The sequence below is a fragment of the Thiorhodovibrio frisius genome (genome assembly GCF_033954835.1).
Taxonomy (GTDB): domain Bacteria; phylum Pseudomonadota; class Gammaproteobacteria; order Chromatiales; family Chromatiaceae; genus Thiorhodovibrio; species Thiorhodovibrio frisius.
In genome coordinates this window covers 907,770-924,901 of record NZ_CP121471.1, presented here as the reverse complement: position 1 = coordinate 924,901, position 17,132 = coordinate 907,770, and the positions used below count along the sequence as shown (strand labels likewise).

8 protein-coding genes are annotated in these 17,132 nt (G+C 61.1%); 1 reads left to right on the top strand and 7 read right to left on the bottom strand.

Annotated features, from left to right (window positions below; all coding sequences use genetic code 11):
• Positions 1 to 24: 24 nt before the first annotated feature.
• The 3 genes from Thiofri_RS04485 to Thiofri_RS04475 are packed head-to-tail and all read right to left on the bottom strand — an operon-like array spanning position 25 to position 4,751.
• Positions 25 to 2,901, bottom strand: a complete 2,877-nt coding sequence (locus tag Thiofri_RS04485; protein ID WP_009150520.1) for a response regulator — start codon at positions 2,899 to 2,901, stop codon at positions 25 to 27.
• A gap of 60 nt (positions 2,902 to 2,961) precedes the next feature.
• The gene (locus Thiofri_RS04480; RefSeq protein WP_009150519.1) at positions 2,962 to 4,086 is read right to left on the bottom strand and encodes a uroporphyrinogen decarboxylase family protein; all 1,125 of its coding nucleotides are present in this window, start codon (positions 4,084 to 4,086) and stop codon (positions 2,962 to 2,964) included.
• Complete coding sequence (locus Thiofri_RS04475) at positions 4,083 to 4,751, bottom strand: cobalamin B12-binding domain-containing protein (protein WP_009150518.1); 669 nt, start codon at positions 4,749 to 4,751, stop codon at positions 4,083 to 4,085. Before Thiofri_RS04475 ends, Thiofri_RS04480 begins: the two co-directional genes overlap by 4 nt.
• A 420-nt stretch (positions 4,752 to 5,171) precedes the next feature.
• On the opposite strand from Thiofri_RS04475, the gene Thiofri_RS04470 reads away from it, so the two are divergent.
• Complete coding sequence (locus Thiofri_RS04470) at positions 5,172 to 7,673, top strand: vWA domain-containing protein (RefSeq protein WP_009150517.1); 2,502 nt, start codon at positions 5,172 to 5,174, stop codon at positions 7,671 to 7,673.
• Positions 7,674 to 7,676: 3 nt separating this feature from the next.
• Here the strand turns inward: Thiofri_RS04470 and Thiofri_RS04465 are convergent, their stop codons facing one another.
• The 4 genes from Thiofri_RS04465 to Thiofri_RS04450 form a co-directional block, all read right to left on the bottom strand.
• The gene (locus Thiofri_RS04465; RefSeq protein WP_040857444.1) at positions 7,677 to 7,940 is read right to left on the bottom strand and encodes a hypothetical protein; all 264 of its coding nucleotides are present in this window, start codon (positions 7,938 to 7,940) and stop codon (positions 7,677 to 7,679) included.
• A 243-nt stretch (positions 7,941 to 8,183) separates the two neighbouring features.
• The gene (locus Thiofri_RS04460) at positions 8,184 to 9,986 is read right to left on the bottom strand and encodes an AAA family ATPase (RefSeq protein WP_009150516.1); all 1,803 of its coding nucleotides are present in this window, start codon (positions 9,984 to 9,986) and stop codon (positions 8,184 to 8,186) included.
• A gap of 150 nt (positions 9,987 to 10,136) precedes the next feature.
• A complete protein-coding gene (locus tag Thiofri_RS04455; RefSeq protein ID WP_009150515.1) occupies positions 10,137 to 10,835 on the bottom strand; it encodes a porin family protein in 699 nt (232 codons plus the stop codon).
• Positions 10,836 to 10,902: 67 nt separating this feature from the next.
• Positions 10,903 to 17,121, bottom strand: a complete 6,219-nt coding sequence (locus Thiofri_RS04450; RefSeq protein WP_009150514.1) for a LamG-like jellyroll fold domain-containing protein — start codon at positions 17,119 to 17,121, stop codon at positions 10,903 to 10,905.
• Between the last annotated feature and the right edge of the window lie 11 nt (positions 17,122 to 17,132).

Here is a 17,132-nt window from a genome sequence, read left to right as displayed (position 1 = left end):
CTCGTCGGGCGCTTCAACCGCAGGTTAGGCTGGCACCTTGGCTGCCAGCACCTCGCGAACCGCTGCCGCCAGGCGGTTGAACTCGGCCTGCACGGCGCCAGCTAGCGCCGCATCTGTGATCCCCCCGATGCCTTGCTGCTCGATCTTGCCCAAGACGGCGGCCAGGCGTTCGGCCCCCACATTGGCTGCTGCGCCATACATGGCATGGGCAAGTCGCGCCGTCTCCTGCGGCTCGTCGCACTCGAGCGCGTCGCTCAGCGCCGCGAGTTTGGGCGGTTGATCCTCAACGAAAAGCTCAAGCACCATCCGCGCATCATCGATCTCGTCGCCGAGCCGCCCCAGCAGCCCATCCCAGTCGAGCACCCGCTCGGCGCCATACTCAGGCTGTCCGCCCGAGCTGCTCGCGTGCTCTGATGTCCCTGCCGCCTGGCGCCTTTGCTGTCCATGCTCAAATTGTTCCAGTGGTGTGCTCGCGCCATCTGGAGCTTCTGCCGCCAGCTCGCTGCCGCGCTTGCCGTCGGCATGCCCGATCAGCCCGCCGACCGGTTCCAGTCCGATGCCAAGCCAGCGACCAAGCACCTCAGCCAGATCCGCCGGTTGCAGAGGCTTGACCAAATAGTCGTTCATGCCTGCGGCCAGGCAGCGCTCGCGATAGCCGTGCATGGCGTGTGCTGTCATGGCGATGATGGGCACTGTCGGCGTTCTTACGCCGTCGCGCGCGGTGCGGATGCGAGCGGTCGCCGCGAAGCCATCCATGCGCGGCATCTGCACGTCCATCAGCACCAAATCGAAACACTGCTCGCGCAACGCCGCCAGCGCCTCGAAGCCGTCACCGACCGTGCGCACCTCAAACCCCAACCGCGCGAGCTGGGCCTCGGCAATCTGCTGATTGACCCGATTGTCCTCCGCGAGCAGCACGCGCGCCGGTTGCTGGTCTCTGGCTGACGCGAGCGCAATTGGGGCAAGCGCCACCGACTTCGCCCGAGGCTCCAAGGGCGCGGCCGCCACTTCCAGCTTAGCGGTGAACCAAAAGGTGGAGCCCTCGCCGAGGCAACTGCTGACGCCGACCTCGCCGCCCATCAACTCCGCGAGCTGTTTGACGATGGCAAGACCCAGCCCGGTGCCGCCAAAGCGGCGCGTGGTGGAGGTGTCGACCTGGCTGAACTTGGCAAAGAGCGTGCCGAGCTTGTCCTCGGGGATGCCGATTCCGGTGTCGCTCACCGCCACCCGCAGTCGCACCGGCTGGCCCGGCTCCTCCGGACGCTCTGTCTGCTCTGCCTGCTCTGGCTGCCCCGGTTGCGCAGAGCCTGGCGCTTCCGCCGCCAGCCCGATGGTCACGCGCACCTCGCCCTGTTCAGTGAATTTGATCGCGTTGCCGAGCAGATTGATCAGCACCTGGCGCAGCCGGCCCGGATCGCCGCGCAGATGCAAGGGCACGCGGATGTCGATTTCCTGATGCAGCTTGAGCCCCTGGGCACGCGCGCGCGGTTCGAGAATCGCTAGCGCGCTGTGCAGCAGCTCATCGAGCGCGAAGGGCAGTGTTTCCAGGCGCAGGGCGCCGGCCTCGACCTTGGCGAAGTCGAGAAAATCGTTCACCAGCGCCAGCAGCGCGGTACCGCAATCGCGAATGGTCTCAACCCGTTGGCACTGTTCCCGCTCCAAGGCGGACTCCAGCAGCAGGTCAGTCATGCCGATGACGCCATTGAGCGGCGTGCGGATCTCGTGGGTAACATTAGCGAGAAACTCGCTTTTCGCCCGATTGGCGCTCTCGGCCTGCTCGGCGAGTTGCGTCACCTGCGCGATGGTGCGTTGCAGTTCGGCATAGGTGCGGGCGTTGGCGATGGCCAGTCCGCACAGGCTGGCGATGGCCAGGCCGAGGCTGAAATAGCGCGCCCGATACTGCGGAAAGGTAATGCCCCGCACCACGACCATGGCCAGTATCTGCCGAGCGTGGTCGATGCGCAGCGCGAAGCCGTCCTGCTCGGGCAGTTCCAGGCCGGGGGCATCGAGCCGTTCGAGCAGCGCCTGGAACTCGTCGGTGTCGGCTGCGGACGACGGCTGGGCATGCACTTGCGCGATACGCCCGTCATGCACCTCGATGAAACTGAGCGAACGACAGCCAAAGAGCATCTGGAACAGCTCATGGATGCGACTGATAGTGGTCGGCTCATCGGAAATGTCGGTCAGGCGCATCAGCAGGTCCAGCGCCATGGCGTGGTCTGCCACCTTGCGGTTGGCCCCGGCGAGTTCCTCGCGCAACCGCGCCTGGGTCTGGCCATGGCGCCAGTCACCAAGCTGTTTGTCGAGAAACAGGCGCAGATAGTCGCGGCCAACAAAGCAGCGCCGCCAGGGCAGCGCCACATAGTCGGCCATCTCCGCGAGCTGCCCGGCAATGCGCTCATCGGGCACTGTTTCAAGCCACACTAGCACCCGTGCGGATTCCATAAAGAACGCCCGTGCCGTGGTCTGATCGAAGCCCCATGCGCTCAGGTGCTCGCGCCAGTGCAGCAACCAGCCACCGCTTAACAACCAGCCACCGTCCTTAATCTCGCGCGCGAGCAGATCGGCGCCGGCAAGCATCTCGGTGCAGTGACGCAAGGGCGTCAGGCCAGAGTTTGCCGGTTGCGATTCAGGCATTGACCCCGTTGCTTTTGGGCCCGCGCTGGCACTGGTGCTGGAGGCGCAGTCGCAAGCGCCCAGCACCAACCTGTCGGTGCAGCCATCACCATCGGCCTCGAATACCCGCTGCGCGATCCGACAGCGCCCGGAGGGCTCCAGGCAGGATGCCGGCTCGGGGATCAGGCGCGCATCCCCGACATCCAACTCGGCCAATGCAGCATTGACGTCCGCCAAATAGTGGGCGCAGACGTGGATGCAAAGAATGGCGGGCGATGGGGTCACATCAGCACTCCTGCCGCCTGTGGTAAAGGCGTTGTTCCTTCAAGCGTCTGACTCAGCGCGCTAACCAGAGTCCGAGGTTTTCGATGTGACCCAGTCGAGCGGATAACGTCCCCAGCGCTCGACGGCATCGGCGATGGCGAGCAAGGTCTCCTCCGGCACCTGAAAGGGAATCTCGCCATGGTTATCGGACAGGATAAAGCCCCCACCCGGCCCGGCGGCGGCGATGGCCTGCTTGACCGCTTGCTCGGCGGCGCTCGCGTCCCAGCGGCGCATGGCGATGCCGTTCAGGTTGCCGAACAGCGTCAGGCGCCCGGCCGCAGCCTGCTTGAGTTTGCCCAAATCCTCATCAGCGCTGACGCCGATCAACGCCGCTCCGGTCGCGGGCAGATCGTCAATGATACGCAGGCAGCGACCGGAGGCGAAGTGGGTCGCCACCGGCCCTTGAATCTTGGCGATGGTGCGCACCGCCACCGGCTTGCCCAGACGGCGGAAATCCTCCGGCCGCGAGATGGTCTGGGAAGACACCGGATCGAAATAGCAAATGGCCGTGGCTCCGGACTTGAGCTGCGCATTGGCCCATTCGACACAAAACGCCTCGTTGAGCGTCATCAGATGCGCAAACAGCTCAGGGCGCTCCAGCATCAGCATCAGATAACGCTCGAAGCCGAGCTGCATCACTGGCAGCGAGAAGGGCGACATCACCACGCCGATAATGGGAGTCTCGCCATCGCGCGCGCGCAGCCCTGCGATGGCATCAAGCACCCGCTTCAGGTCGAGTGAGTCGGCCACGCGCGGCAGCTGCAGGCGGCGAATGTCCTCAAGATCTCGCACCAAGGGACCACCACAGTTGGGTGGACCGTCCTCGGCGTAAATCACCTCCGCGCCCCAGGCCTTGGTCTCGATCGCCGCGTAGAAAAAGGCGTAATAGCAGTCGTTGCGGTACTTTGCCCGCATGCGCAACTGACCTTCTACCACGTTGCGCGGATCGGCAAAATAGTCGTGAATCGACAGGCCCAGTTCGCGCGCGCCATGCATGGTCAGCAGCAAAAACAGCGGCACCCGGTCCGGCTCGGACTGGCCGATGGTCGTCAGCACCCGTTGCAGGGAGCTCATGGTGCCGGCCCCAGTTCCGGCCCCGGTTCCTGTCATGGCCTGACTCGTGATCTGGCTCGTGATCTGGCTCATCTGGGTGCCTCCTCCGCTGCGCGCACCAAGGCCAGCGCATCGGCGGCGGTGGCACCAAAGGCATCGGCACCCACCTCCAGATAGAGGTTGGGATCAAACCGAAAGGGCGCGCCACCGACCAGAATGCGAGTGCGCTGGCCGGCGGCATCGAGCGCCGCGCGCAGGTTTTTCACCCGCAGGGCCGAGGGCAGCATGAGCACCGACAGCAACAGCACCTGCACGTCATCACGCACCACATGCTCGGCCAGGGTCGCGGCATCGGCGGTGCCATAATCGCGCACCCGATAACCGCTTGCGCGCAGCACGGCACACACCATGCGCTTACCGAGCAAATGATAATCATCCAGAGTGGAAATACCGATCCGCAGCGGCGGCTTCTCGCTCCCACCATCCGCGCCCCACTCGCTCACGTCTCCGGCCTCAACAGACTTAAACCGTGGCGCCCCGGTGATCAACTCCTCGCACAAACGCCCACTCATATAAACCTGCGACAGCGAGACATCACCCCGCTCCCACTGCTCGCCAATCGACTCCAGCGCCGGCACCACCAACTCATCAATGGGCGCGAGCGAATTGGCAGGGTCCGCACCAGAGACCATTTTCTCGAGCGCCAGGCGATCAATCGCGAGCAGCGCATCCACAAAGGCTCTGACAGGGTCGGTCATTGCGTTGGTCTCCTGCGTGGCTTCGCGGACAAAGGACGTCCGTCCCCGGTTTCTGATAAGGACGCAGAAAGTCCTGGATGATCTCGCGGCAGCCGAAGCTCTCGCGGAAAACGACATCCTGGGGATTGTTGATCGGCTCCATTGCCGCAGTCTAGCTGATTACGAATTACCGTTAGAGGTCAATTGCTCGGGGTGTCCTTCTGCTTTTGTAAAAAATAAAAGAATTCGACCCCCATTTATTCAGGCTATCATTGCCCTCTGCCCCGTTGACCTCTGTGCAACACGCCGTCGAGCTGCAGCTCTATCCTGAAGCTTAGCCGCTTTGGCCGCTCAGCGGGACCACTCCCCCCACGACTCTTCTGTCTGAGGTGCAGCCTCGCTAGCCTTGGGCCACCCTTTTTCCGACTCAGGAATCACAACATGCCGCGCCTTATCGCCTTTCTGCTTCTCATGTCCGCAGGCCTGCTCGCCCAGGGTGCCCAGGATGCACCGCGCACAATCCTAGTGCTCGACGGGTCCGGCTCGATGTGGGGGCAAATCGACGGCGTGAACAAGATCGAGATCGCCCGCAAGGTGATAGTGGATCTGCTCGCTACGCTGCCCCCCGAACAGGAACTTGGGCTCATGACCTACGGCCACCGGCGCAAGGGTGATTGCTCGGATATCGAGCTGATCATCGAGCCCAGCATCGACCGGAATGCGATTGCGCAGGCGGTGCAGGCGATCAGCCCGAAGGGGAAAACACCGCTCTCGGCCGCAGTGATCCAGGCCGCCGAGGCGCTGCGCTACACCGAGGACATGGCGACGGTGATCCTCGTCTCGGACGGGATCGAAACCTGCGACCTCGATCCTTGCGCGGTGGGGCGTGAGCTGGAGACTGCGGGGGTGGACTTTACCGCTCACGTGATCGGGTTTGACGTCGCCGACCCGGCCGCACTTGAGCAGCTGCAATGTCTGGCGCAAGAAACCGGCGGACTGTTTCGCACCGCTGCCAATGCCGAAGAACTCGCCGATGCGCTCGACCTGGTGGTCGCCGAGCCCGAGCCCCTAATCATCAGCGCCGTCGTGTCCTTCCGCGCCATTGCCGGCGCTGGCGGGCCGGAAATCACTGAGGGGCTGGTGTGGAACATCGGTACCGAGGCCGCCGGGCCGATCATCGTCAACGGCGACGAACCGACTCAGCTGCTCGATATCTTTCCCAGTGCCGGGCTTGCCGAAGTGCTGCGCACAGCGGACGAGGCAACGGCCGAGGCGACCTTTACGGTGGTCGACGACACCGCGATGACCGTCACCCTGGTGCTGCCAGCGCTACCACCGGCAGCGCTGCCAGACGCGACAGTGTCTGGCCCTGCGACCGCGCCCTTCGGCGCGACTATCGCCGTTGACTGGACCGGACCTAACATGGCCAATGACCATATCACCCTGGTCCCGGTCGGGGCTAAGGACGACGCAAAGGACGCAAGAGCCCGCACCTCCGATGGCAACCCCGCCCGACTGCGCCTGCCGATGGAAACCGGCGCCTTCGAGATCCGCTACCTGATGACCGAGGGCGCCAAGGTGCTGGCGCGCCAGCCGATCACGCTCACGGAGGTCACCGCCTCGCTCGACGCACCGGCGACGATCAACATCGGCGAAGAGATTTCAGTCGGCTGGCAGGGCCCGGACTATGACCGCGACTTCATCGCCATCGCCAAGCCTGGCGCGCGCGATACGGCATTTGAGACCCGCGCTTATACCGGCAACGGCAACCCGGCGCGCTTCAAGGTGCCCGCGGAGCCTGGCCAATACGAGCTGCGCTACGCGGCGAACGACAACGGCACCCGCGTCATTGCCCGCCAACCGCTCAGCGTGGAAGAGATCAAAGCCACGCTTGACGCGCCCGAGACGGCCGTTGCGGGCTCAACCATCCAGATCGGATGGAGCGGGCCGGACGCCGCGAGCGATTTCATCGCCGTGGCCAAGGATCGTGCGGGCGACAGTAACCGGCTGAACATCGTGCGCACCGAAAAAGGCAACCCGGCCGCTCTGGTCATGCCGCTTAAGCCGGGTATATACGAGCTCCGCTACGTGCTGGAGCAGAACGGAGAGGTCCTGGTGCGCCGCCAGATCACCGTCACGCCGGCGGCGGCGACCCTTGATGCGCCAGAGGAGGCCACCGCAGGCAGCCTGCTCCCGGTCGGTTGGACCGGGCCGAACTATGCGGGCGACTATCTGGCCATCGCCAAGCCCGGCGCGGCTGATGACGACTATGTCGACTTTGTCTATGCCGAAAAGGGCAGCCCGGCGCGGCTGCAGGCCCCGGCGCAGCCGGGGGCTTACGAGCTGCGCTACATCGGCGCTGGTCGCCCGGACAGGGTGATCGCGCACCGCGAGATCATGATCACCGAGGCCAAAGCCACGCTCGACGCGCCAGCCAGCACCCCCGCTGGCAGTACCCTCTCGGTTGGCTGGAACGGCCCCAATGCGGATCGCAACTACATCGCGATCGCAAAGCCAGATGCACCGGCGGAGACCGAGGAAACCTACGAGTACTGCGAAAAAGGCAGCCCTTTGGCCCTGCGCGTGCCGGCAGTGCCCGGTGACTATGAGCTGCGTTTCATCCTGCGCAGCGATGTAAAGGCGATCATCGCCCGCCAGCCGCTCACCGTCACGGCACAAACGGCCACCCTCGACGCCCCCGCCAGCGCACCCGCCGGCAGCAGCATTGAGGTCAACTGGACCGGGCCCAACGTAAACCGTGACTACATCACCGTCGCCAGGGTCGAGCAGCCCGCAGGCGATGAAGAAACTTATGAATACTGCGACAAAGGCAGCCCGATGATTCTCAAAATGCCGGACGAACCGGGTGACTACGAGCTACGTTACATCATGCGCGGCATCTCGAGAGAGATCATCGCACGCCAACCGATCACGGCGGAGTAAAGGTCAATCGAGCAAAACAAACCCCGGCACCGCGCAGACCCGGCCAGGGTTTTCTTTGCTGGAAAGCAATTCAGCCTCGGCCTCGGCAACAGCGAACAGGGCAGGACGGATCGGGATCGGGTTCGACCTCGGCGCGATAACCCGGTGCGCCGAGATCGGTGATGGCGCCGGCAGCTCGCCACCAGCGGCGAGAAAGGCGCGCAGCCGTGTCAGTCCCGCTGCCACCTCGCTCGGCGCATCGCGCGCGAGCGGTTGCTGTGGGAGCAACGGAATGGGTGGACTCGAGATGGCGATGAGAGCAGGAGTTTACCGCCAGGCGTGTTGCAGCAGTACCGCACGGGACCTGCTCAGTCCGATGCTTGGCTGACTCCCGCGCCAAAAGTTACTGCACGGCCATCGGCGATGTCGAAGAAATGCATTCAGGCAGGAGAGACCTGCTAATCGATACCATGGTGATCGAGCCTGAGTGGCCGGCACGGTGCCGGCTGAGGTTTCGGGGCCGACTGCGACTCACCTTTTCTCATCGCCAGCGTCTTGCCCGCCAACCACGCGCCAGACCAAGCGCTCCACCCCTAGGGCGACCACGGCAAAGGCGCGCAGGTCGGTCAGGCCATGGCGCCGGGTCAGGGTGCCGCCATAATCGCGCGCCTGGGCTTCGGCCTCGTCGAGCTTGGCGGCCACCGCCGGCCGTTTGGCCAGTGCGTCGCGGGATTCCTGCCGCACCTGCTCGCCGCTCAGGCCCAGTTTCTTCAGACTCAGATATTTGAATTCCAGCAGCAGATCAAGTGCCTGGAAGCGCCGCATGTCCGGGCGCACGATCAGGGCCAGATCGGCATAGCCGCGCTCGGTCTCCAGCTCGGAGACGGCCATGTAGAGGCGGTCGTCGAACAAGAGCGTCAGGAAGGCGAATTTCACCAGGAGCTCATTGGTCCAGCGGTAGTCGCGGTTGGACAGCACGGCGAAATAGCTCTGTTCGATCAGCGCGCACAGCGGGGTCAGGTCGGCTTCGAGATACAGCCGCTCAGCCGCTGCGCGGCTAGCGGCACGCACATCCGTCGCCGGCAGCCAGCGCTCGCGCAAGCGTTCCACATAAAGCCCGCGCGCGACCAGGTTGGGAATGCGCAGGATCAGTTTGGCCAGTTCGCCTTCGCCCGCCAGGGTCAGGATGCCAAAGAAATACAGCAAGGACGCCATAAACGGCTGATCCTTCACCGCCGCCAGCACATCGGCGACGCCAAAGCGCTGCACCAGCTCTGGCACCAGCACCCGGTCATCGCCACGCAGGGCTTCGATCAACAGCTCCTCGCCATGGGGTAGTAAGGCGATATAACTCAGCTTGTTGCGATCCATAGCCAGGTTGTCATCGAGCAGGCGCCTGGGGTATTGGCCTTGGGTAGCCAGTGCTTTGAAAAAGTACAGGCTTAAGGTCGGGTTGTAGAGACTTTCCTCGGCCTCCTCGCTGAAACGATAGCCGTTGTAGAAAGTGCGCATGGTCGCCAGCGCCTTGTCCGCTGACCAGTCGCCGCCTTCTTGGGCCAGTTGGTTCAGCACGGCGGCCACTTCGCCCTCGGTAAAACCGCACAGGTCGTTGAACTGGGGCCTCAGGAAGATATCCTCGCCGACGTTGTAGCCGCTGGTCATGTCGCTCAAGACCACCGGCGAGACGCCGGTGATGAACACCCGATCCAGCCCCATACCGCCAGCGGCGGCCTTGACCGACTTGAACACGGTTTTCATCAAGCCCTCGCCCTGGAGTAGCGTTTGGTAACGATCCTGCCCGCTCGGATTCGTGGCCATCAGTACCTCGTTGGCGAAGTTGTCGTATTCGTCGATCAGCAGGTAGAGTTTGTGCGGGGTCTGGGAAATGACACTCAACAGCGTTTCCCAAGAAGTGAGCGCGTCCTCGGGATGAATCTGAAGCACTTCCGGCAGTTGCTCGCGATAGCGCCGGGCGAAGGCACGAATGCGCCCGTTGATGTGGCGATGCAGCGCCGCTTCAATATCGCCGATCTCACCATGCGCGGCGACCAGCGAGAAATCCCATTTGAGCACGAAGTATTGATTGTGCCGTGCTGTCGGGTGCTGCCCGATGGCGAGCGGGCCGAACAGTGCCTCGAACTGCTCGGCGCGGTTCAGGTCGTAATAGTGCTCCAGCATCGACAGCAGCAGGCTTTTGCCGAAGCGGCGCGGGCGCAGGAAAATCAGTTGATCGCCGGCGGCTTCCAGTACGGGAATTCGATCCGTGCGATCAAGATACCAATATCCTTGCTCGCGCAATTTGCCAAAATCGCTCAGACCATAGGGAAAGTGCATGGGCGCTCAACTCCTGGGGCGAGACCGGAGTTCAAGCATAGCACGGTCGCAGCGTCCTTCTCGGCGCGCCCCTTGTCGGCCCCTTTAATTTGCCCCGTTTGGTTTGAAGGCTTGGGCTGGAAATCAATTCGAGCCTGGCCCGTTTGGTTTTCAAAAATGATATTGCACGCCGACTGTGAACAGATCGATATCCATCCGCCCCAGCATATCCGGTTTTAGATCGGCGAAACGCCGCCAGTTCAGGTTGATCTGCCAATCTTCGTTGATTTGATATCCAGCGCCCAAACCCATCACCGGCGCCCATTGGGTGCTGGAGCGTGATCGGCTTTCGGCCTCGCTCACCACGGTTTGGCCCAAGCTGTTGAAGGTTTGCCCTGTCGCTTGGCCGTGCGATTTCTGCCACACATGCCCTACTCCGAGACTGGCCTTGAGAACAAGGCTGTCTTTTATCCGCACACTCCCGACTAGGTTCGCCGCGAGGGCGTCTTGCTCGATGCTCTCGGTAATGGTCCGATTGCGCGTGAAGGTGCCCACGCGATCCGAGCTGATCGAGCGCGCGGATGCCTTGCCCATGTCCAAATAGAGCAGCTCCATGCCCCAGTTGGGATGAAACTGATAGCCAATACCAAGCACAAACGCGGTGTCGGGATCGCTGTGCTTGAGGCGCGCTTGCCCACCGCCGGCGGCGATGCTTGCATTGAATGCCTTGAAGTCGCCGAGATTGAGGTCGGCGAAGGCCTTTCCTCCCTCCACGGTAAGATAGGTTTGCGCGGGTGCGTTGAAGGCGCATGCCAGTAGTCCCAGCGGCAAAACACAGCTCACCCAGTTGATCCGTCGTTTTTTGACCATCGTTTTGTTCCTTTTCGTCATTTGCCAATCGTTTACTCGAGTCGCCACGGTTTGCCATGCAACCGATTTATCCCAGTAACATCCAATCGAAGAAGTGGGAGGCGCCGGTCAGGTCAAACGGGCGGATCAGTTCTGGCGCTGGTTCCGGGAATGCTGGAGTGGGAAAGCCTGGGGACGGGGGTTCCGCGACCGGGGGTTCCACGACCGGCGGCTGGAGAATTGGCGGTTCTGTAACTGGGGACGGGGCTTTGAGCGCAAGATAACCGGGTGCGCCGGGGTCGGTGATGGCGCCGGGGGTAAGATTGGTATCGAAGGGGCCATTGTCCTCGATGATGAAGTCGAGGCGAATTTTGTTGCCAACCTGCGTGACTTGCCCGCCATACTCGGCACTGGCGAGATTGACCCAGGCGCCGGCGCTGTCCTTTTTCCAGAATCCGTTGATCTGCTCGTCATCCGGAATGTCGGGGTCTTTTTCAATCAGCAGGCTAAAGGATACTTCGCCGGCAGTCTGCTCGCCCTGGGGGATTTCAGCCGTGGCTTCAAAGCCGATCAAGCCCAGTGGCATGGTAATGCCGGCTTGATCGTCGACAGGCGGGGCGTCTTTCTGGGTGACTGCCTGAATCACGACGCCTCCGGCGGGTGGCGATGGCTCGCTGCCACCGTCGCCCTCACCGTCGTAAGCCGCGCCGCCACCGACCAAGGTGGCAAAGATCATCGGTGCGCCGGGGTTCTTGGAGACCTCGTCGGTGTCGAGAATGGGTACCGAAGCCACATCGTCTTGTGCATTGTCAGGGATACCATCGCCATTCCCGTCGCCCAGCTTGCCTCCTTCTTCCAGGGGCGGCGCAAATGCCTCGATCTGGTCGGGAATCTCATCTCCATCGCCGTTGGGCAGGTCGCTCCAAGCCTCCTTTGGCGGAAGCGTGGGGGCGGGTTCCGGCTCGGGTTCCGGCTCGGGTTCCGGCTCGGGTTCTGGCTCTGGCTCGGGTTCCGGCTCAGGTTGCGGTTCCGGCTCAGGTTGCGGTTCTGGTGCGGGCACAGGTGCTGGCTGCGGCGCGGGTGTCCCGCCACCGCCACCGCCGGTGTTCTCATTAACATCGGTAACGGTCACAGTGATGGTCTGGGTGTCGGTGCCGCCGTTGCCGTCGTCGGCCTGGACCTCGACCACGTAGGTGTTGTTGCCGGCGGTGTCGCCCTGGTCTTGCGGACTCTCGAAGTTCGGCGCGTTGGTGAAGCGGAGCGCGCCGCTGTTGGCGTTGATCTGGAACAGATCCTCATCCGCCCCGCCACTGAGGCTGTAGGTTAGGGTATCGCCGTCGGCATCGGTGGCGGTCACCGTGGTCACGGCGGTGCTGTTTTCGGCGACATTGACCGCCGCTGTTTCGCCGCCGCCGTTAGAGGTAATTTCGGGAGCATCGTTGCTGTCTGCAACAGTATTGGTGACCGCAGTGGCCGACAGATCGGCGGCATCGTTGCCAGCACTATCTTGAATGGCGTGGGTGTCGTCTCCGCCCGTGGGATCGCTGTAAGCGACCGTGACCGATTGCCCGTGGGTGATGGCGGTTTGCAGGGTCAACTCGACGGTGCTGCCGTTGACTGCAACGCTGTCGATGGTGGCCGGACTACCGGCAACCGTGACGGTGGAGGCGCTGGCCTCGGGCGCATTGCTGGCATCGAGTGCCTCGCCGTAGGTGAGAATGACTTTGGTGCCGTCGTTGCTGGTGGCCGCCGACTGGAAGCTCGGGGCTGTGGTGTCCGCCGCCGCAGCGGTGGTGAAGTTGAGCGCGGTCGTGTCGGCGAGGCCTGCGTAGGGGTTGTTCGCCGCGTCCGCAAAGGCACCGCTGTCGATCAGCACGTAGTAGTCGGTGTCGGGAGCGAGGTCGGCGCTCGGGTTGACCGTAACCACGCCACCGGCAATCGTGATCTGCGTGGTGTCGTCCGCCGCGAGGGTGGCGACCACGCTGTCGCCGCTGGCCTTGTGAATGACCAGGTTCTTGCCGGTGACGGCGCTCACGGCCTCGCTGAAGGTCAGCACCAGGTCGGCACCGACCGCCACCTCGGTGGCGTCATCCGCCGGGGTGCTGCTGCTGAGGGTCGGTGCGGTGGTATCGATCACCAGCGCCTTGTTGGCCCCCAGCGAGTTGGCCGCGCCGGGCGCGGGCAGGGTCAGTATGGCGGATTCGTTGTTGGCGGTAATGGTGCCGCCGTTCGACACCAGGGCGGTGGTGCCGGCGTAGTCGAGATCGCTGCTGGTATCGCCCGCCAGCACGGTGTAGGTGAAGGTCAGGGTGTTGGTGCCGGAGCCGCTGGCGTAGGTGGCCGCGTGATCGGTGGCGCCGGTTTCCAGCGTGAGTTGCGGGGTGCCGCCGTTGGTATCGACCGTGACCGTTTCGCTGAAGGTCACCTGAATGCTGATCTCATCGCCGGCTTTGTAGCTGCCATCGGCAGTCGATGACGTGACGGCGGTGATGGTCGCTCCTTCCTGGTCCGTGACATTCACCGTAACGCTTTGGTCGGTAGAAAGCCCTGATGCGCGGTCGGTGGCGCGGACGGTTAAACTGTAGTTGTCTTTGGTCTCATAATCTGCGGGGGCGTTCAGGCTCAGCGCCCCGGTACTGACATCAATGGTGAAGCTACCGCCATCGTCACCACTAACGATGCTGTACTCCATCCTATCGCCGTTCTGAACGGTTGTGTCATTGGTCGTATTGTTGAGGGTGCCATTATTGCCGGAAGTAGAACTGTCGGCAACAGCCGTGCCGCCGGTTTCATCAAATTTGTAGTACCCCACCAGGCCGGCTTCATCACCAACCAGTTCGGTGTTCCTGTTGTCGTTGAGTTCAGCCGCATTTCTAGCGGTATTCCAGATACGGACATCGTTTATCTGGCCTTTGAAGTAGCTGTCAGCATTGATCTGGTTGTTTTCGTAGTAAGCGCCAATGTAGAAATGGGTCGGCGTTGCGGTCTGATTGATTGTTCCGCTACCGTCTTCCACCCCATCAACATACAGGGTCACAGCAGAGCCACTTTTTACGATGGCGACGTGATGCCACTCGTCGTCATTCACTAAGGTGGCACCGGTAACACCCTCCCACCCCCCGGTGTCCATACCGACTTCAAGTTTATTTTCACGTATTCTGAATTGGAAATTATCTGCTGTGCCGTCGCCATTGTTAAGCGTAGATGAGCTGACGATGTTTGGAATGATCCCCGTGCTGCCCGCGGTTTTGATCCATGCCTCGATGGTGATGACATTTTGGTTGCCGCGGTGCACATTAGCGTCGATATCGACATAATCATCCGTACCGTCAAAATTGAGCGCGCTGTTGGTCTTTAGATCTTCGGCCGAGACATCGCCGACGGCGGTGGTATTTTCATCTATAGTGAAGGTGCCGTTGGAGCTGAATACCGGTGCTTCGTTAATATGGCGCTGGATGTTGATGGTTTCAGTCGTCTGGGTGGTGGTGTTGCCGTCGTTGGCGCTGATGGTCAGGGTTTGGCTGTCCGTTGTCGGATTCTCGGCCGAGGTGTAGGTAATCTTGCCCTCGGTGGTAAAGAAAGTGTTCAGGTCGGCGACAGACCCGGCAAAGGTTCTGTCTGTTGCGGTGCCACCGACCGTTATGCCATCACCATCGGCATCTCCTGGTGCATCAATAGTTCCTTCGGTCACCGACAGGGTCACGGTCAGCGGATCGTTATCTCCATCGGCAAAGGGGGTGCCGCTGAACAACAGGTTGGTGATGGCATCCTCTTCCGCTTCGACATCGGTCGGGGTGCCGCTGATTACCGGTGCTTCCTCCACATCAGTCACATTCACCGTAACGCTTTGGTCGGTAGAAAGCCCTGATGCGCTGTCGGTGGCGCGGACGGTTAAACTGTAGGTGTCTTGGGTTTCAACGTCAGCGGGGGTTTTGAGACTCAGATCACCGCTGCTACTATCGATAGTGAACTTATCCCAATCTGCACCTGTTTCGACGATGCTGTACTCCATGATGTCGCCGCTTTGAGTCGCATCAAGATCGGTCTCAGTTCCAGAGGTAACCGCTAAATTGTAATCATTGGCACTGTCCGCAAGCGTCGCGCCGCTGGTCTCATCCATTTTGTAGTAGGCGACCAGGCCAGCTTCATTGCCGACCAGCTCGGTGTTCATGTTGTTTTGAATTTCTGCTTCGGTTCTGGCGGCATTCCAAATACGAAAATCATTGATTTTCACGTTGGCGTTGAATTGGTCATTGTTTTCAGTTGCCAGAATCATTTGGTAAGAATCTGCACTGAAAGCAATCTTCTCAGTTAACCCTTGCGTCGCTACCTGTTGGCCATTAACGTGGATGGAAGCTGTTGCTGAGTCACCGTTATTATCGTAGACGAATGCAAGATGATAGAATTCGTTGGCAACAACGCTGACACCGCTAACCAAAACCACTGCACCATCATTATTATTATTCGCACCATCACTGATAAAAAACGCAATTTTGTTGTCTTCTAATTTTTCCGGAACAATCCTGAGATAGGTATTGCTATCACTTCCTAAACGGAGCAAATTTTGCTGACCTGTCAGATCATTAAACGAGAACCACCCCTCGATGGTCACCGAATCGGAGCTAAAATCAATCCCTGAAACCGCCGCAAAATCGTTCGTTGCGGCGAGATTCAGTGCGCTATTGGTCTTGTTATCCGCCGCCAATACCGTGCCGACTTCCGCGGTATTTTCATCGACGGTAAATGTGGCCTCAGAGGAGAACACCGGCGCTTCGTTGATATTGTGCCGAATGATGATGTCTTGCGTGGCGGAATCACTGCCGCCGTTGCCGTCGGACGCGCTGATGGTCAGGGTTTGACTGTTGGCGCTGGGCTCTGCAGCAGAGGTGTAGGTGATATTGCCGGCAGTGGTAAAAAAGGTGTTGAGATTATCCACACTGCCTGTAAAGGTGACCGCTGCGGAGTTGGTGTCATCGACCGTGACACCACCAGCAGAGGAGGCTGCAATACTCCCTTCGCCCACGCTCAGGGTCACCGTCAGAGTATTGCCATCCGCATCGGCGAAAGGAGTTCCCGAGAACTGCAGGTTACCGGCCTCGTCTTCCGTGACAACTTGCTGGAGTGGACCGGTCGCGGTTACGGGCGTACCAAAATCTATCAGGGTGCCGTTGTAGGCAGGATTGCTGTCGCTGTCATCGCTGAGCGCAGTGCCAAAATCCTGATCAAAGCTGTAGTAGGCGACCAAGCCGGTTTCATCGCCGGCCAGAGAGGTGTTCATGGTGGCCTGGATTGCCGTGGCATCGAGAGCTGTGTTCCAGATACTGACTTCGTCGAGAGCCCCGTCAAAGTTGCCAAAGGCACTAATAGAGGGATGAGGATATCCGCTGCCACCGATATAGGTATGCACATCGACGAAAGCCGATGTATTTGTGCCGCCTCCATCGGCAACACCATTCAGATAGTGGGTGATGGTACCGTCTGATTCTTTAACAACAGCAACATGGCACCATTCCCCGCTAGTAAGAGTTGTATTAGAAAGGATTGTATTACCTGGCGTAAAATAACAGAGTTTATTATCAAAGATTCCCCATATAAACCTTTTGTCAGAAACACCATCATATTGACTGATGAACCATTGTTCATCCTTACTAACATTATCAGGTTTCATCCAGGCCATGAGAGTCATGGCGTGTGAACTGCCGCTTGTTGGCAACAAGGGCGCACCCAAATCGATCTTGTCATCCGCCCCATTAAAGTTCAGCGCCTGATTAATGGCGATGGTGGGGGAAGCGTTAGGGTCACCCAATGGGCCGTTAAATCCCGCCGTAGCGAGCACCGGCGATTCAATATCGCCAATCGCCGCTTCCAGCACCCAGTCGCCACCCATCGCCGCTGACCCGGTCACATCATCCGATGCCGCCACATCCGCCCCGGTGATCTGCGCCAACTCGTCGATAAAGGCGCGACCGCTGTCATCTTCGGTCACATTGCAGCCGTAAAGCAGCAGATCGCCCTCAGCGGTCAAGCTCTGGCCAATTTGCGCGAGGGTTGCGGAATATTCGCTCAGGGATTCGTTATTCAGATGAGCACTGCCAAGCTGGATCTGCCCGGCGCTGCCGTGGGAGATAAGATGCAGCGCTTCAATACCACTGCTCCCTTGCAGCGCGGCGGCGAGTTCGGCGACGCCATCTCCCTGACCAGAGAGCAGAATCACCTCCAGCCCGGCCTGCTCGGCGACGGTTGCCAGGGCTTGATAGTCGCTGACGCTGCGGTCGATAACGGCGATTTGGTGGGTTGCTGAGGCCATGATCAGGCTCC